The sequence below is a fragment of the Serratia sp. GW822-FHT06D09 genome, assembly GCF_058799515.1.
In genome coordinates this window covers 197,330-220,342 of sequence record NZ_JBXALO010000006.1, presented here as the reverse complement: position 1 = coordinate 220,342, position 23,013 = coordinate 197,330, and the positions used below count along the sequence as shown (strand labels likewise).

Below are 23,013 nucleotides of genomic sequence, written 5' to 3'. Positions count from 1 at the left end.
TTACCGCACCTTCAGCGTCGCCAGGCCAATCAGCACCAGCATCAGCGAAATAATCCAGAAGCGCACGATCACGCGTGGTTCCGGCCAGCCTTTCAATTCATAGTGGTGGTGAATCGGCGCCATGCGGAAAATACGTTGCCCGCGCAGCTTGAACGACCCCACCTGCAAAATCACCGACAGCGTTTCAACCACGAACACGCCGCCCATAATCAACAGTAAAAACTCTTGGCGCAGCAGCACCGCAATGGTGCCCAACGCGCCGCCCAGCGCCAACGAACCCACGTCGCCCATGAAGACCTGGGCCGGATAGGTGTTGAACCACAAAAAGCCCAGGCCGGCGCCGACAATGGCGGTACAGACGATCACCAGTTCACCGGCGTGACGCAAATATGGAATGTGCAGGTAGTTGGCGAAGTTCATGTTACCGGTTGCCCAGGCTACCAGTGCAAAACCGGCGGCCACGAACACCGTCGGCATAATCGCCAGGCCGTCCAGCCCGTCGGTCAGGTTGACCGCGTTGCTGGTCCCCACGATGACAAAGTAAGCCAGCAGCACGTACAACAGGCCAAGCTGAGGCATGATGTCCTTAAAGAACGGCACAACCAGCTCGGTGGCTGGCGTGTCTTTACCTACGGCATACATGGCGAAAGCAACCACCAGCGCAATCACCGACTGCCAGAAGTATTTCCAGCGGGCGATCAGCCCTTTGGTGTCTTTACGCACCACCTTGCGGTAGTCGTCAACGAAACCGACGATGCCGTAACCCACCAGCACGAACAGTACGCACCAAACATAAGGGTTGGACGGATAGGCCCACATCAGCACCGAAACGGTGATGGAGGTCAGGATCATGATGCCGCCCATGGTCGGCGTGCCGCGCTTGCTGAAATGCGACTCTGGACCGTCGTTACGCACCACCTGGCCGAAGGACATCTCCTGCAGGCGTTTGATCACCCGCGGCCCCATCCACAAGGAGAGGAACAGCGCGGTCAGCAGGCTGACAATGGCTCGGAACGTCAGGTAGGAAAAGACGTTGAAGCCGGAATAATATTTGACCAAATGCTCGGCCAGCCAAACTAACATGGTGCTTTCTCCTGTAACGCGCGTACTACCTGCTCCATTGCGGCACTACGTGAACCCTTGATTAACACGGTAATTACCGCATGTTCCGACAGTAATTCCGCCACGCGCGCGATCACTGCTGCCTTATCCTGAAAATGTTCGCCGTTACCGGAGGCGGCAATCAGCGTTTGGCTCAATGGCCCCACGCCCAGCACCTTATCGACTCCCGCCAGCCGAGCCGCTTCGCCCACCTGACGGTGACACTCTTCGGCTTCCGCCCCCAGCTCTGCCATGTCGCCCACCACCATCACGCGGTAACCCGGCATTTCCGCCAGTACCTGCGCAGCGGCCGTCATTGAGCCAACGTTGGCGTTGTAGCTGTCATCCAACAGCAGCTTGCCGGCAGACAGGGCAATCGGGAACAAACGTCCCGGCACCGCCTGCAGTTGCTTGAGCCCCTGACGCACGGCCTCGAGCGATGCACCGGCCGACATTGCCAGTGCCGTTGCCGCCAACGCGTTGGCGACGTTATGACGCCCAGGAAGGGGCAGCGCGATAGGCGCAGTGCCGAACGGGCTGTGCAACGTAAACCGTGTGCCTTCACCGTTAACCTGTACATCGCTGGCGAAGAAATCGACGCCTTCTGCCGCCTGCGGAGAGAATCGCCAAACGGTCTTCCCCTCCAGCATGCTCTGCCAATGCGGCCAATCGTTGTTGTCGGCGTTGATGATCGCCACGCCGTCAGCCGGCAAGCCGGTAAAAATTTCGCCCTTCGCCTGGGCAACACCGGCCAAGGAACCAAAGCCTTCCAGGTGAGCGGCCGCCAGGTTATTTACCAGGGCGGTCTGCGGACAAGTTAATGCGGTGGTATAGGCGATTTCGCCAATGTGGTTAGCGCCCAGCTCAATCACCGCAAAGTCGTGCTGCGGCTGCAAACGCAGCAGCGTCAAAGGCACGCCGATGTCATTATTGAAATTGCCGGCGGTATAAAGCACTTCGCCGCACTCACGCAGGATAGCGGCGGCCATCTCTTTCACCGAAGTCTTGCCCGATGAGCCGGTTAACGCCACGACTCGGGCCGGTACCTGCTTGCGTACCCAGGCAGCAAGTTGCCCTAACGCCAGACGGGTGTCTTTCACCACCAGTTGCGGAACATCCACCAATAAGCGCTTACTTACCAGCAACGCCCCGGCGCCTGCGGCTACAGCATCAACAGCAAAATCGTGAGCGTCGAAACGCTCACCTTTCAATGCCACAAACAGGCAACCAGCGGTTACCTGACGGGTATCTGTCGTCACCTCAACGATTTGGCAATCGGCGCCGATCAGCTCAGCGCTCAATACATCGGCCAGTGCCTGAAGGGAGACAGGGATCATGCTACTACCCCCAGCAAACGCGCGACGGTGGTGCGATCGGAGTAATCCAGACGGCGATTCCCCACCAGTTGGTAATCCTCGTGGCCCTTACCGGCCACCAGCACCACGTCTTGTTCTTTCGCCTGCATGATGGCGCTGGTTACGGCTTCCGCACGACCGTGGATCACCAGAACGCGTCCGGCATCCAGCAAGCCAGTCAGGATATCGGCGATAATCGCCTGCGGCTCTTCGGTACGAGGGTTATCGTCGGTAACAACGACGCGATCGGCGAACTGTTCGGCGATGCCGCCCATCAGTGGACGCTTGCCCTTGTCGCGATCGCCGCCGCAGCCAAACACGCACCATAACTGCCCCTGGCAGTGCAGGCGCGCGGCTTCCAAAGCTTTTTCCAGCGCATCCGGGGTGTGGGCGTAATCGACCACCACCGTCGGTTTACCCGGCGCGTTGAAAACTTCCATGCGGCCACACACCGGTTGCAGCTGATTACCGGTGGCCACCAGTTCATCCAGTGGATACCCCAACGACAGCAGGGTCGCCAACGCCAACAGCAAGTTACTGACGTTGAAAGCCCCCATCAGGCGGCTTTCAATCTCACCATCGCCCCAGCTTGAGCTGAAGCGAATAGTAGCGCCGTTATCGTGATAGTTAACCGCGGTGGTTTTCAGCCAGCGACCGTGGCAGCCAGGCTGCAGGTTGCCCTGCATGGTGACAGCAACCGCATCCGGCAATTGACTCAGCCAGCGCTGGCCGACTTCGTCATCGGCATTGATAATCGCCTGGCCCACTTCGTGACTGGCGAACAGCGACCACTTGGCCGCTTCGTAATTGGCCATGTCACCGTGGTAATCCAGATGATCGCGGCTCAGGTTAGTGAACACCGCAGCGGCAAACGGCAGCGCCGCCACGCGGTTTTGCACCAGGCCGTGGGAAGAGACTTCCATCGCCGCGAAGGTGGCGCCGCGATCGACCAGCTCGTTTAATACGTGTTGAACATCTACCGCAGAGCCGGTGGTATTCTCTGTTGGGCAAACCTGGCCCAGCAAACCATTGCCGACGGTGCCCATTACGGCGCTGGTTTCACCCAGCAGTTGGCCCCACTGCGCCAGCAGCTGAGTGGTGGTGGTTTTGCCGTTGGTACCCGTAACGCCGACCAGACGCAGACGTTCCGCCGGTTCATGGTAAAAACGCCCGGCCAGTGCGGAAAGGCGCTGGTTGAGCTGGCTCAGGTAAATCACCGGCACGCCGTGCATTTGGGTGATAGCGCCATCTTCGGCCTGGCCTTCAGCTTCGGCAATCACAGCGGCAACGCCCTGCGCGATGGCCTGCGGAATATAGCGGCGTCCATCCGTTTGATGGCCGACAACGGCGACAAACAGATCCCCGGCAGCCGCAATACGGCTGTCTAATGTCATTTCCCGCAGCGCGCGCCCGGGAGCCGTTGGCACCCACGGAGCGAGTAAATCGCGCAAATTACGATCTGCCACCTGAACCCTCTTTTCTGTTAGTTACAAAATCGCTTTTCTCAACGGTAGGCAACGCATCCGGTTCAACGTTCATGGTGCGCAATACGCCGCCCATGATGGCGCCAAACACCGGCGCGGAGATCGCACCACCGTAGTATTTCCCACCCTGCGGGTCGTTGATTACCACCACCAGAGCAAAACGAGGATTACTGGCCGGCGCCACGCCGGCGGTATAAGCGATGTATCTGTTGACGTATTTGCCGTCCGGGCCCACTTTTTTGGCGGTACCGGTTTTGATGGCTATGCGGTAGCCCTTGATGGCCGCCTTCACCCCACCGCCGCCCGGTAAGGCAACGCTTTCCATCATGTGCACAACGGTGCGCACCAGAGGTTCGGGGAAGACGCGCTCACCGGCAACCGGTGGGTCAACTTTGGTAATCGACAGCGGGCGATAAACGCCCAGACTGCCGATCGTTGCGTAGACTCGCGCTAACTGTAACGGGGTTACCATTAGCCCATAGCCGAAAGAGAAGGTGGCCCTCTCTATGTCAGACCACCGTTGTTTTTTTGGGTATATGCCACTGCTTTCTCCGACCAGCCCCAAATTGGTCGCTTTTCCCAATCCAAAACGAGAGTAAGTATCTACTAACGCTGAGGACGGCATCGATAACGCCAGCCGTGAAACGCCGACGTTACTCGACTTCTGCAAGATCCCGGTCAGGGAGAGTTCCGCGTAACGCGCAACGTCCCTGATTTCCTTGCCGTTGATACGGTAAGGGACGGTATTCAGCACGCTGTTTTCTTTCACAATGCCGTGCTGCAATGCCGTCATGACCACCATAGGTTTTACGGTGGAACCAGGCTCAAAAATATCGGTGATAGCACGGTTACGCATGGTTTCTTTCGGCGTACCGGCCATATTGTTCGGGTTGTAAGACGGGCTGTTGGCCATCGCCAACACTTCGCCGGTATTCACATCCACCAGCACCGCAGTACCGGATTCAGCCTTGTTGAAGGCCACAGCGTTGTTGAGTTCGCGGTAAACCAATGCCTGCAGACGCTCATCGACGCTCAGCACCAGGTTATGCGCCGCCTGACTGTCCACCGAAGAAATATCCTCGATGACCCGGCCAAAGCGGTCTTTACGCACGGTTCTCTCGCCCGGTTGCCCGGTCAGCCAGCGGTCAAAGCTCTTCTCGACGCCTTCAATCCCCTGACCGTCAATGTTGGTCACGCCAATGATGTGCGAAGTCACCTGGCCGGAAGGATAGTAGCGACGGGATTCCTGACGCAGGTAAATACCCGGCAGTTTCAACTTGCGAATGTAGTCGCCGATCGCCGGATTCACCTGGCGCGCCAGATAGACAAAGCGCCCTTTAGGGTTGGCGTTGATGCGGGTAGAAAGCTGATCCAGCGGAACATTCAGCGCATCGGACAGGGCCTTCCAGCGGCTATCCAGCGTGATACCACCGCGCTCATTCAGCTCTTTCGGATCCGCCCAGATTGCATTCACCGGCACACTTACCGCCAGCGGCCGACCTGAACGATCGCTGATCATGCCGCGCGCAGTCGGTACTTCCTGCACGCGCAGTGAGCGCATGTCGCCTTCTTTTACCAAGCGGTCCGGGTTAATCACCTGCAGATAAGCCACCCGCAGCATCAGCCCTACCAACGCCAGCAAAATACAGCCGCACAGCAACGCAAAACGCCAGCTTACAAAGCTGGCCTGATCTTCCTGGCGTTTCAACTTACCGGGGCGTGCTGCTTTCATGCGTTCCCTTTCTACTCCGTGTAATGATTTCAGTTAAACCATTCATTGTTTAACGATGATATTTTCCTGAGATGGATCAACATGTTGCATCTGCAGTTTTTCCGTTGCGATGCGTTCTACCCGACTGTGATCCCCAAGGGCATTCTCTTCAAGAATCAGGTTGCGCCACTCAATGTCCAGGGCGTCTCTCTCAAGAACTAACTGCTCGCGCTCGGCAGTCAGCAAGCGGGTGCGGTGCGCGGTGGTCACGACGAAAACCGCAGACACCAACGAAGCAATCAGCAAAATCAGTGGGATCTTGGCGTTACGCAGCAAATCGCCGCCAATCACGCCGACCAGACCGTGGCGTTCGTTGCCAATCACACCGGCATCCTCTCGGCAATACGCAGCACTGAGCTACGTGCACGTGGGTTTTCCGCCACCTCAGCATCCCCAGGCATCATCTTGCCCAGCGCTTTCAGCGTGCGTCCGCCCATACTGCGCAGTTGCTCTTCCGTCAGCGGGATACCGGCGGGCACCTGAGCGCCGCGGCTATGGTGACGCATGAAGCGTTTAACAATGCGGTCTTCCAGCGAGTGGAAACTGATGATCGACAGACGGCCCTGCGGGGCCAGCACTTCCAGCGCGCCGTCCAGCGCACGTTCGATCTCTTCCAATTCGCTGTTTATGTAGATACGGATCGCCTGGAAGCTGCGGGTTGCCGGGTGCTTGTGCTTATCCCGGAACGGGCTGGCGTTGGCGATCAAGTCCGCCAGCTCTTTGGTACGGGTCATCGGCTCGACGAGATTTCTTTCTACGATGGCGCGAGCGATACGCTTGGCAAAACGCTCTTCACCGAAGGTTTTCAGCACCCAGGCGATATCGTCTGCTTCCGCTTTCATCAGCCACTCGGAGGCTGACTGACCGCTTGAGGAGTCCATGCGCATATCCAGTGGACCGTCACGCATGAAGGAGAAACCGCGTTCCGCGTCATCCAACTGCGGTGAAGAAACCCCCAGATCGAGCAAGATGCCATCAATCTTCCCTACTAATTCGCGTTCCCGCACATAGTGCGACAACTCTGAAAATGGGCCGTGTACGATGCTAAAACGAGGGTCATCAATAGACTTGGCGGCTGCAATCGCCTGTGGGTCGCGGTCAATTGCCAACAAACGTCCTTCCGGCCCAAGCTGGGACAGAATCAGACGCGAATGGCCACCGCGGCCAAAAGTACCGTCGATATAGATGCCGTTACTGCGAATGTTGAGGCCGTTAACCGCCTCATCCAACAGTACGGTAGTGTGTTTATAGTTTTCCAACATGCTTATAGCGACAAGTCCTGTAGCCGCTCAGACAACGGTTCCTGAGTCGACTGTTCTGCGTCAATATCATCCTTGACTTGTTGATACCAGGTCTGTTCATCCCACAGTTCAAACTTGTTGAACTGCCCGACCAGCATCACTTCTTTGGTAAGCCCGGCGTGCTGACGTAGCGTAGTGGCTAACAGCAAACGGCCGGCGCTGTCCATCTGACACTCACTGGCATGACCCAACAGCAGGCGCTGAACGCGACGCTCGGCGGGATTCATACTCGACAGACGGGATAACTTTTGTTCAATAACTTCCCATTCGGGCAGTGGGTAGAGCAGCAGGCAGGGCTGGTGGAGGTCAATGGTGCAAACCATTTGGCCTTGCGATTGCTCGTTCAGCAAATCCCGATATCGGGTGGGTACGGCAAGCCGCCCTTTGCTGTCGAGGTTAACCATCGTTGCTCCACGGAACATACCTGAGTTACCCCTTCACGACCGTTTTCACCACTTTACCCCACAAATTCCCACATAATGGAGTTTACGGAGGGTATGAAAACCTTGTCAAGCCAGAGCGCCAGCGCTTTGGCAATATTTCTTCGGTCATTTTGGGAGCTGACTCGCGAAAGGAACGCTATTTATTAGATGATTAAAAATTAACATCATGATAAACGGGGAGAATTTTCTAAGCGGAAAGAACCTGATTAAAAACCTGACAAATTGGCGATTAATTAAGTCAATACTTCCTTCTGCAATCGATGTCTCATTTTTCAGCTCGGCAATCACATCGCAGTAACCGAGCGCGAGCCGCGCCAGACAAGGCTCGGCGTTAACTCGCCCTACAAACGAAATACGGCGTAAGCCATTGAGTTAATAACGTACAACGGTTATTCATCCTCAAGTCGGCCGCTATTTTACTTCAATTAAAGTGCCGCTGATAAGCCAGATGGAAAAATAAATTACTCGGATATTACGAGGCGAGTTAATTTCGATTCAAATCAATTTAGTAAGATTACTCCCAAAATACCTGTTTACAATTATGGTTTCATTTCCTTACATGTTTAATGACCACAATTTTTACTGTGGAAAACAGCCTTATCGTCAGAAATTATGCAACCCATTGTTTTAATTGAATAGTTAGGAATAGTCCATTTTTAATCCCTTCGCGCCACATTCTGCCGTCTGTCCTCAGCACAAAAACCACCCAACGCCGCCAAATAAAAATATTAAGCTACTTATCCAACATCAACCGGCAATGTAAACTACAAATGAAAGAAAAAACCAGAATTAACAACCATAAAAAATAAATTTAACAGAACATTAACCAACATTCCGGAGATTGCACCATGCTCTCGCCTACCACTCACTGGCGCAGTGCCGCCGCCGATACCTTTGCTCTGGTGGTGTATTGCTTTATCGCCGGTATGGCGATAGAAATTCTGGTCTCCGGCATGAGCTTTCAACAATCGCTCTCGTCCCGCTTGCTGTCGATTCCGGTGAATATCCTGATCGCCTGGCCCTATGGGCGCTATCGGGACCTGTTCATCCGCATCGCCAGGCGTGCTGATCGATACCCCTTTTTATTGCGTAACCTTGCCGATCTGCTGGCCTATGTCAGTTTCCAATCGCCGGTTTATGCCGCGATCCTGTGGAGCGTCGGTGCCGACGGGCAGCAGATCATAACGGCCGTGGCCAGCAACGCTGTGGTATCGATGGCGATGGGTGTGGTGTACGGGTATTTTCTCGAATACTGCAGAAGACTGTTCAGGGTAACAGGCTACGTATAACGGGGAGTTTGAAACAGGAGCGCAGTTAAGCGCCCCTGCTATAGGATTATTTTCGGCTCAGACTGCCGCGGCGGAACAGATTGCGGCGAATACGCGTCAGACCCGGTTTAGGTTTACGCGGCTCATCCAGACTGGCCAGCACCAGCTCCAATACGCGTTCGGCCACGTCACGGTGACGCTGCGCAACCGCCAGCACCGGGCACTCAAGGAAGTCCAGCAGCTCATGGTCGCCGAAGGTGGCGATCGCCAGATCGGTCGGTAAGCGGCCACGCTGCTTCAAGGTCACGTCCATCACCCCTTGCAACAATGAGAATGAGGTGGTGAACAATGCCTGTGGCATCGGATGGGTTTTCAGCCATTCGGCAAACAGCACGCCCGCAGCCTCGCGCTCATAGCTATTGGCATACAGATAATCGACATGACGCTCGTCATCCTGCCAGGCCTGACGGAAGCCCTGTTCACGCAGGAAGCTGACGGAAAGCTCCGGCAACGCGCCCAGATACAGCACAGACTCAGCCGGGAAGGTACGCAGTTCCTGCGCCAGCGCGAAAGAATCCTCCTGGTCGGCACCCACCACGCTGATGAAATGCTCGCGATCCAGCGCACGGTCCAGGGCAATAATCGGCAGCGGATCGTTGGCCCAGCGCTGATAGAATGGATGCTCTGGCGGCAAAGCGGTGGAAACGATGAGTGCATCGACCTGACGTTGCAGCAGATGTTCGATGCAGCGCATTTCGTTATCCGGCTGATCTTCCGAACAGGCAATCAACAGTTGGTAGCCGCGTTGGCGTGCCTGACGCTCCAGATAGTTGGCAATCCGGGTGTAGCTGGTGTTTTCCAGATCCGGGATCACCAGACCGATAGAGCGCGTTCGCCCGGCGCGCAGCCCTGCCGCGACGGCATTTGGGTGATAGTTGTGCTCCCTGACCACGGCCATCACTTTCTCGACGGTTTTATCGCTGACACGATACTGCTTCGCCTTGCCGTTGATGACATAACTGGCCGTAGTGCGCGAAACGCCCGCGAGACGCGCGATTTCATCCAGTTTCACGTTAACCCCTTAATGACGCTGAAAATAGAAGTGAAAACCATGCCCGGATTAACCATCGCATCCTGTGCGGTTATTCAATCCAGCCTCTGCGATCTAACAGCAGAAAACTCTGCCTAGCAACCGCTTTTGCCGAAAGGTGCCAGCAAACGGGCAAAAAACGCCGAAAAACAAAGGGCGCAGCCTGGCCGCGCCCTCAGATTACGCCAATCTCACCCCTCAGCGCATGATTTTATCGCCGCGCGATACGCCGACCACGCCGGAACGCGCCACTTCAACAATTTCGGCAACTTCACGCACCGCACTCAGGAATGCATCCAGCTTATCGCTGGTGCCGGCCAGTTGAACGGTGTACAGCGTAGCGGTAACGTCAACGATCTGACCGCGGAAAATATCGGCACAACGCTTCACTTCCTCACGCCCGTAACCGCTGGCCTGCAGCTTCACCAGCATGATTTCTCGCTCGACGTGTGCGCCCTGCACCAATTCACTGACGCGCAGCACGTCCACCAGCTTATGCAATTGCTTTTCGATCTGCTCCAGCACCTTCTCATCGCCAACGGTTTGGATCGTCATACGCGACAACGTAGGGTCGTCGGTCGGCGCGACCGTCAGGCTTTCGATGTTGTAACCACGCTGAGAGAACAAACCCACCACACGCGATAACGCACCGGATTCGTTTTCCAGCAAGACAGATAAAATTCGGCGCATGATCAGGTCCTCTCCGTTTTGCTTAACCACATTTCGTCCATGCTTCCACCGCGGATCTGCATTGGGTAAACATGTTCGGTCTCATCGACGGTCACATCGACAAATACCAGGCGCTCTTTTTCGGCCAGTGCCTGCGCCAATTTACTTTCCAGTTCATCCGGCGTGCGAATGGCGATGCCCACATGACCGTAAGCCTCCGCCAGCTTGACGAAGTCCGGTAGGGAATCCATATAGGACTGGGAGTGACGACCAGAGTAGATCATGTCCTGCCACTGCTTCACCATCCCCAGATAGCGGTTATTAAGGTTCACTACGATCACCGGCAGGTTGTACTGCAATGCGGTGGAAAGCTCCTGGATATTCATCTGGATACTGCCGTCGCCGGTCACGCACACCACGGTTTCATCAGGCAATGCCAGCTTGACGCCCAGCGCGGCAGGCAAACCAAAGCCCATGGTGCCCAGCCCGCCGGAGTTGATCCAACGGCGTGGCTTGTCGAACGGGTAGTAGAGTGCGGCGAACATCTGGTGCTGGCCAACATCGGAGGTGACGTAAGCGTCGCCCTTGGTCAACCGATGCAGGGTTTCAATCACGGCCTGCGGCTTGATGGTGCCGCTGTTCTTGTCGTAGCCCAGGCAGTCGCGCGCACGCCACTGTTCAATAGACTGCCACCAATCACGCAGCGCATCGTGATCCTGCGTTTTGTCTTCCTGCGCCAACAATTCCAGCATCTGGGTCAACACCTGCTTGGCATCACCGACGATCGGGATATCGGCATCAACCGTCTTGGAGATTGAGGTGGGGTCGATATCGATATGCAGTACGGTGGCATCCGGGCAATATTTCGCCAGGTTGTTGGTGGTACGATCGTCAAAGCGCACGCCGACGGCAAAGATCACGTCAGAGTGATGCATGGTTTTGTTGGCTTCGTAAGTCCCGTGCATACCGAGCATGCCGACGCTCTGACGGTGCGTGCCGGGAAACGCGCCCAATCCCATCAGGGTGCAGGTAACCGGTAAATTCAGTTTTTCCGCCAGCTCCAGCAGTTCACCGTCACAGGCCGAATTAATCGCGCCGCCGCCGACGTACATAACGGGCTTCTTGGCCGAAAGGATAGTTTGCAATGCGCGTTTAATCTGCCCGCGGTGGCCCTGCACCGTCGGGTTATAAGAGCGCATGCTCACTTCCTGCGGGTAGGCATAGGGCATTCTTACTGCCGGGCCAACGATGTCTTTCGGCAGATCAATCACCACCGGACCTGGGCGGCCGGTAGAAGCCAGGTAGAAGGCTTTCTTCAAAATGCCGGGAATATCTTCGGTGCGCTTCACCAGGAAACTGTGTTTGACCACCGGGCGAGAAATCCCGACCATGTCGCACTCCTGGAAGGCATCGTAACCAATCAGCGAGCTGGGAACCTGCCCGGAAAGCACCACCATCGGGATGGAGTCCATATAGGCTGTCGCAATGCCGGTGATCGCATTGGTCGCTCCCGGCCCTGAGGTCACCAGAACCACCCCGACTTCACCGGTGGCGCGCGCATAGCCATCGGCCATATGCACTGCGCCCTGCTCATGGCGCACCAATATGTGATCGATGCCTCCGACCGTATGCAGGGCATCGTAAATATCGAGTACCGCCCCGCCCGGATATCCGAATACGTGCTTAACGCCCTGATCGATCAACGATCGGACGACCATCTCGGCTCCTGACAACATCTCCATGGGTTTGCCTCCAGGCTTACTTTTTCTTGTCTGGCGCCGGAACGTAGCGCCTGCTGTGGGGCATTGCCCCAAAGTTTTTGTGGATTGGTTCTAACTGATTAACATAACGTCAGAATATTGGGCAGGCAAACAGCAAAAAGGCTTGGTAATGGAATGGTTATTGCCAAGCGGCTGGAGATCAGGTGTTTACAGAAACAATGCACTAGCCGCCAGCGGCTCGGGCTAGGCATTGTTTCAATCAGGCGAGGAATTACAGAACTATATCAGGCAAGGATTATGCTGTTTTTTTCGCCGAACAATCCGTCCGGCGTCAATCGCTGATCTAATCCTGGTACATGGAGTCAATTTCACGCTGATAGCGCTGTGAAATGACCTTACGACGTAGCTTCAACGTTGGCGTCAGCTCACCCAACTCCATCGAGAAGGCGGCAGGCAACAAGGTAAATCTTTTTACCTGTTCAAAGCGCGCCAACTCTTTTTGCATCTCACGCAGGCGGCTTTCAAACATTTCCAGAATATGGCTGTGACGCAACAGCTCGATCCGATCCTGATACTTCAGATTGATGGATTTCGCATACTCTTCCAGAGATTCAAAGCTGGGCACGATCAGGGCGGAAACGAATTTACGCGCATCGGCGATGATCGCCACCTGCTCGATAAAGCGATCCTGCGCCAGCGTGCCTTCCAACATCTGCGGAGCGATGTACTTGCCGCCAGAGGTTTTCATCAAATCCTTCAGGCGTTCGGTGATAAACAGGTTGCCGCCTTCATCCATGGCTCCGGCATCGCCGGTCTTCAACCAGCCATCCTCGGTAAAGGAAGCGGCGGTTTCCAGCGGTTTATTGAAATAGCCACGCATCACCACTGGCCCACGCACCTGAATTTCATTCTCCTCGCCGATACGCACTTCAACCCCCGGCAAGGGCTTGCCAATCGAGCCAAAGCGGAAATTGCCCTCTTCCCAACAGGAAACGGTGGCGCAGGTTTCGGTCATGCCATAGCCGTATTTGATGTTAACGCCCATCGCCTGGAAAAACAGGATGACATTGTCGTCCAGTTTGGCGCCCGCGGCCGGCAAGAAGCGTACACGCCCGCCGAGGATACCGCGCAGCTTGCTCAGCACCAGTTTATCGGCCCAGCGATGAGAAAGATCGAACAGCTTGCCCAATGGCTTGCCGGCGCGCTCCTGCAGGAACTTGCGCTCACCGCAGACAATCGCCCAATGGAACAACGCCCGACGCAGCCAAGGCGCACGCGCGACCTTTTCATGCACTGCGCTGAAGATTTTTTCGTAAAAGCGCGGCACCGCGCACATCAGCGTCGGACGTACCGCCGCCATGGCTTCGCGCACCCAATCGGTATTCGGCAAGAACACGTTTTGCGCGCCAGAGTGCATGATGAAGAAGCTCCAGGCCCGTTCAAACACGTGTGACATCGGCAGGAAGCTGAGAGACACATCCTCTTCATTCACCGTCAGCCGCTCATCATGCAGATAAAGCTGCGCAGCCAGATTGCGATAATCCAGCATCACACCCTTGGGTTCGCCGGTGGTGCCGGAGGTATAGATCAGCGTGAAGAGATCCCGCAGATCGCAATCGGCTATGCGTTGCTGCAATTGGGATGAGAACGCCGCTACGTCGACTTCACGTTCAAAGGTGCTCAGGTGTTGGGCAATCTCACAGCCATGCAGGTCGACGCTGTCATTAAATACAATAATGTGGCTCAACTGCGGACACACACCGCGCAGCGCGATGGCGGCATCCAATTGAGCCTGCTCGCCGACAAACAGAATACGGATATCGGCGTCATTGATGATAAAGGCCGCCTGGGCCGGCGTGTTGGTGGCATACAGCGGCACGCTCACACCCCGTAATTGCAGAATGGCCAAATCCGCCAGCGACCAGGCCATGCAGTTATTGGCAAAAATCGCGATACGTTCCTGCACGTCGGCACCCAATGCCAACAGCGCACTGGCGATGAGATTGATATGCGTATCGACCTGCTTCCAGGTCATTTGGGTCTCCCCCTGGGGAGACCATTGGCGAAAAGCAGTGCGATCGGCACGGTGAGTAATTTGGTGCTGTATACGGTGAGTCAAATGGTATTGCAGCAGATTATTGATCATAGCGCTCTAAGCCTGAAATGAATCAAACAGTTAGCGTAGTGTGGGATAACCTCTCCTCACAACTCAGCTTACACGTGTTTACTTTTTTTCGCGCAGTCTACCTACTCTCAGACAACGGGAAAAGAGATTTCAGCGTAGAAGTGTGAGCCAAAACTCAGGTTGATTACACCGCGTCTCACCGTTGGACAAAAAGGGGAGGAAAAGGTTTTATCCAGGCCACAAAATGCTAGACCGAAAGGCCCGCCCCTGGAACAGAGATAAAAACCAAATATAAATAACATTTCAGTATATAATTTTATATCGATATTTTTTAATGAAACTGTCTAACTTATTCTAAATGAACCAATCCAGAACGCTTAAATAAAGAAACCCCTTAGAGAACACCAAGATAATTCTTAATAAAGCGCCAGTACATATTACCCCCCAATGGGACATTACCACCATGGGGGTAATAATAGACTGATTTACTCCGGCATATCAGACCGGCCAAGCTGGGCTTTCATCCATTGATGCCCCTTGTCGCGCTCTGCCGATTCATGCCAAGAGAGGTAGCAGGTAACTTTGTTTTCATTCCATGGCAATGGGACAAACTGCAATTGTAATGCTTCCGACTGTTGCCGGGCCAACCATGCCGGAACAATAGCAATCATGTGAGTATTGGAAACCATGTTCAATACGCTGTATAAATCTGTGCATTGCTGAGCCACGAGGCGCTGCATTGCCTCTTCCATATAGTAAGGTTGGCTAAAAGAGTAAAAACTCTCCAGCGAAACTACAGCATGCTGCTCAGCCATAATCTGTTCAGGCGTAATGTCTTTTTCAATTCTGGGATGTTTTCTTGCGGTAACCAACACTAACTCATCGTCAAAAATAGCCACACTTTTAAACTCTGTTGGATCAAAGCGGGCATAGCCAATCACAAACTCGACTTCCTGATAGCGTAATTGATTGTCGATATTATTGCTTATATAGGATTTGATTTTTAAGTGAGTTTGCGGGGCAACTTTCTTCAAATGATTGATTATTCCGGCACCCAGTCGCAGATCAAGCGGGCTGGAGATGGCGATGGAGAAAACGCGTTCACTGGTGAAGGGTTCGAACTCCGCGCCCGGCAGCTCATTTTGCACCAACTGCAAAGCCTGTCTGACGGGCCCAAACAGCTGACGAGCTCGCGCCGTCGGTTGAATACCGCGTCCACAGCGCACGAACAGCTCGTCGTTAAACATCAATTTCAACCGCGCGACCGCATTGCTGACTGCCGGTTGTGACATTCCCAAAAAGGCCGCCGCCCGGGTAATGTTTTGCATCTGCATCACGGCATCGAATACGGTGAGCAAGTTCAGGTCGACACTGCGCAAATGAATATCAGCGGCATCCTTATCAATAATAATTTCTGAATTACATTCCGACATATCCCACTCCACTAAGTCCTGTGTAGATAATTCACCAGGCATAATTAAAACAACAAAATTGTGGTATTAATCACACCGAGAAGAATTAGTTATCTCTCGCCCCATTCATTTAAAATCGGGCTAAAGCATCGTCCTGTTTATAAGCATGGTTAAAAGCCAAAATCCGGTTTGCAACAGGTTTATCATTCACCTCCCGGTAGAAATCCGGCAATTGTTATTTTTAATAACCTACAGTAACAAATCATTATCCATCTTCCTCTGATAAACCGCATTAAAAACACATCACCCAATCAAGCAACCGTTACTTACCGGCCACTTTAGTCTTATGGCTAATTCACAAAAAACATAAACCACTGCAAAGCATTGATACCAGCAATACAAAAACACCACCTTCAATTTTGGCTAGCACGGCTCCCGTTGTTTTGCATCTTTAATTTTAACGCACTGTCCCTCAGAAGCAATTGCGAGGATATATATTCATTTCGTTTATGCTAACTGGGCCGCAAACCCGCCCTCAACTTTTCTCTGACAATGTCATTTTTCTCCGAACTATCGTCTGTTTCTCAGGGTGCGCTAATCGGGCTCTAAAGGAGTACCCTCATTTTCAATCAGGTGTTGACATAGTTAAGCCAATAACGTATCAAATTAGGCAACGACATTATTTTAGAGAGTTGAACCGCCATGAACCACACTTACCGTCTACTAGGCCTACTACTTAACGCATCTTGTTTGCGCGGTATGCCGGTGGACGGAGTTCAGAGCTGATTCAGCCCACCCTCATAACAAACCCGCGCTACTGCGCGGGTTTTTTTTTACCCGCTTAGCGTGAAATAAACACGATAAGGAACCACCCGATGAGCCAACAAGTCATTATTTTCGATACAACTTTGCGTGATGGCGAGCAAGCGCTGCAGGCCAGCCTGAGCGTGAAAGAGAAGATTCAGATAGCGATGGCGCTGGAGAGAATGGGTGTCGACGTCATGGAAGTAGGCTTCCCTGTCTCCTCACCGGGTGATTTCGAATCCGTGCAAACCATCGCTCGCCAGATTAAAAACAGCCGTGTCTGTGGCCTGGCACGTTGCGTAGATAAAGACATCGACGTCGCGGCCGAAGCATTGCGCGTCGCCGAAGCGTTCCGCATTCACGTGTTCCTGGCCACCTCGACCCTGCATATTGAATCAAAACTGAAGCGCTCGTTCGACGAAGTGCTGGAGATGGCAATACGCTCAGTGAAACGCGCCCGTAACTACACTGACGACGTAGAATTCTCCTGTGAAGACGCCGGCCGTACGCCAATCGATAACCTGTGTCGCGTGGTGGAAGCCGCTATCAATGCCGGCGCGACCACCATCAATATCCCGGACACCGTGGGCTACACCACCCCGAACCAGTTTGGCGGTATTATCACCACCCTGTATGACCGCGTACCGAATATCGATAAAGCCATTATCTCCGTCCACTGCCACGACGATCTGGGCATGGCGGTCGGCAACTCCATCGCCGCAGTACAGGCTGGCGCCCGCCAGGTTGAAGGGACCTTGAACGGTATCGGTGAACGCGCAGGCAACACCTCGCTGGAAGAAGTGATCATGGCGATCAAAGTGCGCCAGGACATCATGAACGTGCACACCAACATCAATCATCAGGAAATCTTCCGTACCAGCCAGATTGTCAGCCAGCTGTGCAACATGCCGATCCCGGCCAACAAAGCGATCGTCGGTTCCAATGCTTTCGCCCACTCCTCCGGTATTCACCAAGACGGCGTGCTGAAAAATCGCGAAAACTACGAAATCATGTCCCCGCAGACCATAGGTCTGAAGGATGTACAGTTGAACCTGACTTCCCGTTCCGGTCGCGCTGCGGTGAAACACCGTATGGAAGAGATGGGCTATAAGGAACAGGACTACAACCTGGACAATCTGTACGCCGCCTTCCTGAAGCTGGCCGACAAAAAAGGCCAGGTGTTCGATTACGACCTGGAAGCGCTGGCCTTCATTAATAAGCAGCAGGAAGAACCAGAGCACTTCAGCCTGGATTACTTCAGCGTGCAGTCAGGCAGCAGCATTATGGCCACCGCCTCAGTGAAACTGGTCTGCGGCGAAGAAGAGAAAGCCGAAGCGGCCACCGGCAATGGCCCGGTTGATGCGGTTTATCAGGCAATCAACCGTATTACCGGTTACCCGATCGAACTGGTGAAATATCAATTAACCGCCAAGGGCCAGGGGCGCGATGCGCTGGGCCAGGTTGATATCGTGGTGTCGTACAACGGCCGCCGCTTCCATGGCGTAGGTCTGGCGACCGACATCGTGGAATCCTCCGCCAAGGCGATGGTTCACGTACTGAATAATATTTGGCGCTCCCAGCAGGTAGAAAAAGAAAAGCAGCGTCTGCAGCAAAACAAACATCAAAATAATCAGGAAACGGTGTGAACATGACGAAGACCTACCACATTGCCGTCTTGCCCGGAGACGGAATCGGCCCGGAAGTAATGGCCCAAGCGCGTAAAGTGTTGAACGCAGTGCGTCAGCGCTTTGATATCCGCATCACCGAAGCCGAGTACGACGTCGGTGGTATTGCCATCGATCGTCATGGCAGTCCGCTGCCACAGGCAACCCTCGCCGGTTGCGAGCAAGCCGACGCCATCCTGTTCGGTTCAGTAGGTGGCCCGAAATGGGAGCACTTGCCGCCGGCAGAACAACCTGAACGCGGTGCCTTGCTGCCCTTGCGCAAGCACTTCAAACTGTTCAGCAACCTGCGCCCTGCTCGCCTGTATCAAGGGTTGGAAGAGTTCTGCCCGCTGCGGGCCGACATCGCCGCCCGCGGTTTCGATATTCTGTGCGTGCGTGAACTGACCGGTGGTATCTACTTCGGCCAGCCGAAAGGCCGTGAAGGCCAGGGTATGCAGGAGCGCGCTTTCGACACCGAGGTCTATCATCGCTTCGAGATCGAACGCATTGCGCGCATCGCCTTCGAATCTGCCCGCAAGCGCCGCAATAAAGTGACCTCGATTGATAAAGCCAACGTATTGCAGAGCTCGATTCTGTGGCGCGAAGTGGTCAATCAGGTCGCCAAGGATTACCCAGATGTGTCGCTGTCGCATATGTATATCGACAACGCCACCATGCAGTTGATCAAAGACCCGTCGCAGTTCGACGTGCTGCTGTGTTCCAACCTGTTCGGCGATATCCTGTCCGACGAGTGCGCAATGATCACCGGGTCGATGGGCATGCTGCCGTCCGCCAGCCTGAACGAGCAAGGCTTCGGTTTATACGAGCCCGCAGGCGGTTCTGCACCGGACATCGCGGGTAAAGGCATCGCCAACCCAATCGCCCAGATCCTGTCCGCCACCCTGCTGCTGCGTTACAGCCTGGGTGCCACTGAAGCAGCGGATGCCGTAGAACGCGCAATCAACCAGGCGCTGGAACAGGGTTACCGCACCGCCGATCTGGCAGGTACCGGTAAAGCCATCAGCACCGATGAAATGGGTGACATCATCGCCCGCTTTGTAGCTCAGGGGGCATAACATGGCCAAGACCTTATATCAGAAGCTGTACGATGCCCACGTGGTGTACGAAGCGCCGAACGAAACGCCGCTGTTGTATATCGACCGCCATCTGGTGCACGAAGTCACTTCGCCACAGGCATTTGACGGTCTGCGCGCCATGGGCCGCAAGGTGCGCCAACCTGGCAAAACCTTCGCCACTATGGACCACAACGTCTCGACCCAAACCAAAGACATCAACGCCAGCGGCGAGATGGCGCGTATTCAAATGCAGGAGCTGATCAAGAACTGTGCTGAATTCGGCGTCTCGCTGTATGACCTGAACCACCCTTTCCAGGGCATCGTACACGTCATCGGCCCTGAGCAGGGCATGACGCTGCCGGGCATGACCATCGTCTGCGGCGACTCTCATACCGCGACGCATGGAGCCTTCGGCTCGCTGGCCTTCGGTATCGGTACCTCGGAAGTGGAACATGTGTTGGCTACCCAAACCCTGAAACAGGGTCGCGCCAAAACCATGAAGATTGAAGTCACCGGTGATGCCGCCGAAGGTATTACTGCCAAGGACATCGTGCTGGCGATCATCGGCAAAACCGGCAGCGCCGGCGGTACCGGTCACGTCGTGGAATTCTGTGGCAAAGCGATTGAAGCGCTGAGCATGGAAGGCCGTATGACCCTGTGCAACATGGCGATCGAAATGGGCGCCAAAGCCGGGTTAGTGGCTCCGGACGACACCACCTTTGAATACCTGAAAGGCCGTCAGTTTGCCCCAACCGGTAACAACTGGGAACAGGCCGTCGCCTACTGGCGCACCATGAAGTCAGATGATGACGCCAAATTTGATACCGTAGTGACCCTGCGCGCCGAAGACATCGCGCCACAGGTTACCTGGGGTACCAACCCAGGGCAGGTTATTGCCGTTAATCAGGCAATCCCGGCGCCGGAATCGTTCAGCGATCCGGTGGAACGTGCCTCGGCAGAAAAAGCGTTGGCCTATATGGACCTCAAACCGGGCATCAAGCTGACCGAAGTGCCGATCGACAAAGTGTTTATCGGCTCTTGTACCAACTCACGTATCGAAGATTTACGTGCGGCTGCGGCAATCGCCAAAGGCCGCAAGGTTGCCAATGGCGTACAGGCGATCGTGGTGCCGGGCTCCGGCCCGGTGAAAGCTCAAGCGGAAGCGGAAGGCCTGGATCAAATTTTTATTGAAGCCGGTTTCGAATGGCGTCTGCCGGGCTGCTCAATGTGCCTGGCGATGAACAACGATCGTCTGAACCCCGGTGAGCGCTGCGCATCCACCAGCAACCGTAACTTCGAAGGGCGTCAGGGCCGCGGTGGACGTACTCACCTGGTCAGCCCGGCGATGGCGGCGGCGGCGGCCGTTGCCGGTCATTTCGCCGATATCCGTGATATTCACTAAGGGGCTAACGTGTCTAAATTTACTCAACATATTGGTTTGGTCGTGCCTCTGGACGCGGCTAACGTCGACACCGACGCCATCATTCCAAAACAGTTTTTACAGAAAGTGACGCGTACCGGCTTCGGCCAGCACCTGTTTAACGACTGGCGCTTCCTCGATGACGCCGGCCAGCAGCCAAACCCTGAGTTCGTGCTGAACAAGCCGCGCTACAAGGGTGCCAGCATCCTGCTGGCGCGCGAAAACTTTGGCTGTGGCTCCTCACGCGAGCACGCTCCGTGGGCACTGACCGATTACGGTTTCAAAGTGGTGATAGCGCCCAGCTTCGCCGATATCTTCTACGGCAACTCGTTCAACAACCAGCTGCTGCCGGTTACTTTGAGCGAACAACAGGTTGATGAACTGTTCAAGCTGGTTGCCGACAACGAAGGGGTCGAATTCGTGGTCGATTTGGAGAACCAGACGGTCAATGCCGGCGGCAAAAGCTACCCGTTTGAGATCGACAGCTTCCGCCGCCACTGCATGATTAACGGATTGGACAGCATCGGCCTGACGCTGCAACACGAAGCGGATATTTCTCGCTACGAGGCGCAGCAGCCCGCGTTTCTGAACTGATCAGCGGCTAATACCCTAAATAATTGGAGCTGCGGCAAGGCGGCAAGTAAGTAAATCCCCTGGAGCTTAGTGAACTAAGTGACAGGGGTGCGCTTACGCAGCCAACACCGCAGCAGCTTCAAGTATGACGGGTATCACCAATAACCCAGCCACTTCCACCAGGCCCCGCCAATTAACATCCAAATCAGCAGGTTAATCACGCTCATCACAAAACCGGCTTTCCACCATTCGCCCAGCGTCACATAGCCGGAACCGAAAATGATCGGCGCCGTCCCGGTACCATAGTGGGTCAGTGACATCATCAGAGAAGACGAAAACGCCAGGATCAGGCCCAACAGCGCCGGTGGCGCCCCGAGCGCAACGCCGGCGGCAAAGAAGGCGGCAAACATGGCGGTGACGTGTGCGGTGGTGCTGGCAAAGAAGTAGTGCGAATACAGATAGATGATGGTTAACAGCACGGTGCCGCCCACCCAGCTCATCCCCATATGATCAATACCGCTGCCCACGGTCTGCGACAGCCAACTAATCAACCCCAACTTGCCGAGGAAACTGGCCATCATCACCAGCGCAGAGAACCACACCACCGTATCCCAGGCCCCTTTGTGCTTCAAAACGTCTTCCCAACTCAGCACGCCGGTCGCCAACAGCACCGCCAGGCCAATCAGCGCGGCCGTGGTGGGGTTAACCGCCAGCGCCGGGCCGAAGATCATCGCCGGGATACCCGCCCACAGCACCAGCAGCAAGGCAAACACTGCCAGAGTAATTTTCTCCGGCAATGTGATTGGCCCCAAAGCCTGTAACTTGTCGCGAGCGAAGCGCGGCGCGTCCGGGGTGCTTTTCACCTCCGGTGGATACAACAGATAAATGACCAGCGGCATAACGATCAACGAACACACGCCCGGCACCAGAGCGGCAATTGCCCACATTGACCAGGAAAGCTCAAAGTTGCCGTGCGTACCCTTGGCGATCAGGCTGACGATCAGCGGGTTAGGCGCAGTCGCGGTGATAAACATCGCCGACGTGATGGGGTTGATGTTGTAATTCACCAGCGACAGATAGCGGCCAATTTTACCGGAGGTGTTCAGATCGGGCCGCGAGCCGAAGCTGTCGGCGATTGACTTCATGATCGGGTGGATAATCCCGCCGCCTCGGGCGGTATTGCTTGGGGTGACCGGCGCCAGGGTGGTTTCCGCCAGCGTCAATGCATAGGCGATCCCCAACGTCTTCTTACCGAACAACGAAATAAAGTAGTAGCCAATGCGCGCGCCCAGCCCGGTTTTGTTCAGACTAAGCGAGATCATGATCGAAAAACCGATCAGCCAAATCAGCTGGTTGGAGAACCCGCTGAGCGCATCATTGAGCGCCGCGCCCGGTTTGCCGGGGTTAGTGACACCGGTTACGGCCACCAGTGCGATGGCCACTATCGAAACCGCACCAATCGGCATTGCCTTGCCGATGATGGCGATGATAGTGCCGATAAACAGCGCCAGCAGATGCCAGGCATTGGGCGCAACCCCTTCGGGAACCGGGATCACAAACCAGATAAGCAGAGCGACGACGACGGCACACAGGGAAGGGACAGGTTTGAGCGGTGTTAGTTTATCCATAACATACCCACTTTTCTAAACGGATCGGCATCTCAGCAGCAAGATGGGCGGGAGCACAGCGATCGGGCTCCGGTTTCGTTTAGCTTGGGCCGTTGGCGTAATGTTCTC

Annotated in this window: 19 protein-coding genes; 6 read left to right on the top strand and 13 right to left on the bottom strand. The window is 55.0% G+C overall.

Annotation, left to right across the window (positions count from 1 at the left end; genetic code table 11):
* The 7 genes from mraY to mraZ are packed head-to-tail and all read right to left on the bottom strand — an operon-like array spanning position 1 to position 7,434.
* Positions 1 to 1,083 carry a phospho-N-acetylmuramoyl-pentapeptide-transferase gene (gene mraY, locus AC1RKG_RS16350; RefSeq protein ID WP_012005208.1) on the bottom strand — a complete coding sequence of 361 codons (1,083 nt, stop codon included), beginning with the start codon at positions 1,081 to 1,083 and terminating at the stop codon, positions 1 to 3.
* Positions 1,077 to 2,438: a UDP-N-acetylmuramoyl-tripeptide--D-alanyl-D-alanine ligase gene (gene murF, locus AC1RKG_RS16345; RefSeq protein WP_493183485.1), complete on the bottom strand. Its 1,362-nt coding sequence runs from the start codon at positions 2,436 to 2,438 to the stop codon at positions 1,077 to 1,079. The genes mraY and murF overlap by 7 nt, the downstream gene beginning before the upstream one ends.
* Entirely contained in the window at positions 2,435 to 3,922 is a 1,488-nt protein-coding gene (murE, locus tag AC1RKG_RS16340) for a UDP-N-acetylmuramoyl-L-alanyl-D-glutamate--2,6-diaminopimelate ligase (RefSeq protein ID WP_493183484.1), read from the bottom strand. Before murE ends, murF begins: the two co-directional genes overlap by 4 nt.
* Entirely contained in the window at positions 3,909 to 5,672 is a 1,764-nt protein-coding gene (locus AC1RKG_RS16335) for a peptidoglycan glycosyltransferase FtsI (protein WP_122077173.1), read from the bottom strand. Before AC1RKG_RS16335 ends, murE begins: the two co-directional genes overlap by 14 nt.
* A gap of 42 nt (positions 5,673 to 5,714) precedes the next feature.
* The gene (gene ftsL / locus AC1RKG_RS16330) at positions 5,715 to 6,035 is read right to left on the bottom strand and encodes a cell division protein FtsL (protein ID WP_012005204.1); all 321 of its coding nucleotides are present in this window, start codon (positions 6,033 to 6,035) and stop codon (positions 5,715 to 5,717) included.
* Entirely contained in the window at positions 6,032 to 6,973 is a 942-nt protein-coding gene (gene rsmH, locus AC1RKG_RS16325) for a 16S rRNA (cytosine(1402)-N(4))-methyltransferase RsmH (RefSeq protein ID WP_020825204.1), read from the bottom strand. The genes ftsL and rsmH overlap by 4 nt, the downstream gene beginning before the upstream one ends.
* 2 nt (positions 6,974 to 6,975) lie before the next feature.
* The gene (gene mraZ, locus AC1RKG_RS16320; protein WP_041414198.1) at positions 6,976 to 7,434 is read right to left on the bottom strand and encodes a division/cell wall cluster transcriptional repressor MraZ; all 459 of its coding nucleotides are present in this window, start codon (positions 7,432 to 7,434) and stop codon (positions 6,976 to 6,978) included.
* 869 nt (positions 7,435 to 8,303) lie between these two features.
* On the opposite strand from mraZ, the gene AC1RKG_RS16315 reads away from it, so the two are divergent.
* Positions 8,304 to 8,744, top strand: a complete 441-nt coding sequence (locus AC1RKG_RS16315) for an L-alanine exporter AlaE (RefSeq protein WP_048762928.1) — start codon at positions 8,304 to 8,306, stop codon at positions 8,742 to 8,744.
* Between the two features lie 46 nt (positions 8,745 to 8,790).
* Here AC1RKG_RS16315 and cra read toward each other — a convergent pair whose 3' ends face one another.
* The 5 genes from cra to leuO form a co-directional block, all read right to left on the bottom strand.
* Positions 8,791 to 9,795 carry a catabolite repressor/activator gene (gene cra / locus AC1RKG_RS16310; protein WP_020825201.1) on the bottom strand — a complete coding sequence of 335 codons (1,005 nt, stop codon included), beginning with the start codon at positions 9,793 to 9,795 and terminating at the stop codon, positions 8,791 to 8,793.
* Positions 9,796 to 10,011: 216 nt separating this feature from the next.
* Positions 10,012 to 10,503, bottom strand: coding sequence for an acetolactate synthase small subunit (ilvN, locus tag AC1RKG_RS16305; RefSeq protein WP_004932806.1), 492 nt, complete (start codon positions 10,501 to 10,503; stop codon positions 10,012 to 10,014).
* Positions 10,504 to 10,505: 2 nt separating this feature from the next.
* Positions 10,506 to 12,224 carry an acetolactate synthase 3 large subunit gene (ilvI, locus tag AC1RKG_RS16300; RefSeq protein WP_041414196.1) on the bottom strand — a complete coding sequence of 573 codons (1,719 nt, stop codon included), beginning with the start codon at positions 12,222 to 12,224 and terminating at the stop codon, positions 10,506 to 10,508.
* Positions 12,225 to 12,546: 322 nt separating this feature from the next.
* Positions 12,547 to 14,349: an AMP-dependent synthetase/ligase gene (locus AC1RKG_RS16295; protein ID WP_493183483.1), complete on the bottom strand. Its 1,803-nt coding sequence runs from the start codon at positions 14,347 to 14,349 to the stop codon at positions 12,547 to 12,549.
* 464 nt (positions 14,350 to 14,813) lie between these two features.
* Positions 14,814 to 15,761, bottom strand: a complete 948-nt coding sequence (gene leuO, locus AC1RKG_RS16290) for a transcriptional regulator LeuO (protein ID WP_409324917.1) — start codon at positions 15,759 to 15,761, stop codon at positions 14,814 to 14,816.
* Positions 15,762 to 16,442: 681 nt separating this feature from the next.
* Between leuO and leuL the strand changes: the two genes are divergently transcribed.
* From leuL to leuD, 5 genes are all read left to right on the top strand, one after another.
* Positions 16,443 to 16,526 carry a leu operon leader peptide gene (gene leuL, locus AC1RKG_RS16285; protein ID WP_104410921.1) on the top strand — a complete coding sequence of 28 codons (84 nt, stop codon included), beginning with the start codon at positions 16,443 to 16,445 and terminating at the stop codon, positions 16,524 to 16,526.
* Between the two features lie 89 nt (positions 16,527 to 16,615).
* Positions 16,616 to 18,190 carry a 2-isopropylmalate synthase gene (gene leuA, locus AC1RKG_RS16280; protein ID WP_020825197.1) on the top strand — a complete coding sequence of 525 codons (1,575 nt, stop codon included), beginning with the start codon at positions 16,616 to 16,618 and terminating at the stop codon, positions 18,188 to 18,190.
* A gap of 2 nt (positions 18,191 to 18,192) precedes the next feature.
* Positions 18,193 to 19,284, top strand: coding sequence for a 3-isopropylmalate dehydrogenase (gene leuB / locus AC1RKG_RS16275; protein WP_041414192.1), 1,092 nt, complete (start codon positions 18,193 to 18,195; stop codon positions 19,282 to 19,284).
* Between the two features lies 1 nt (position 19,285).
* Positions 19,286 to 20,686, top strand: coding sequence for a 3-isopropylmalate dehydratase large subunit (gene leuC / locus AC1RKG_RS16270; protein WP_046374527.1), 1,401 nt, complete (start codon positions 19,286 to 19,288; stop codon positions 20,684 to 20,686).
* A gap of 9 nt (positions 20,687 to 20,695) precedes the next feature.
* Positions 20,696 to 21,298, top strand: coding sequence for a 3-isopropylmalate dehydratase small subunit (leuD, locus tag AC1RKG_RS16265; RefSeq protein WP_020825194.1), 603 nt, complete (start codon positions 20,696 to 20,698; stop codon positions 21,296 to 21,298).
* Positions 21,299 to 21,432: 134 nt separating this feature from the next.
* Here leuD and AC1RKG_RS16260 read toward each other — a convergent pair whose 3' ends face one another.
* On the bottom strand, positions 21,433 to 22,905 hold the full coding sequence (locus AC1RKG_RS16260; protein ID WP_020825193.1) for a DASS family sodium-coupled anion symporter: 1,473 nt from the start codon (positions 22,903 to 22,905) through the stop codon (positions 21,433 to 21,435).
* Positions 22,906 to 23,013: the final 108 nt, after the last annotated feature.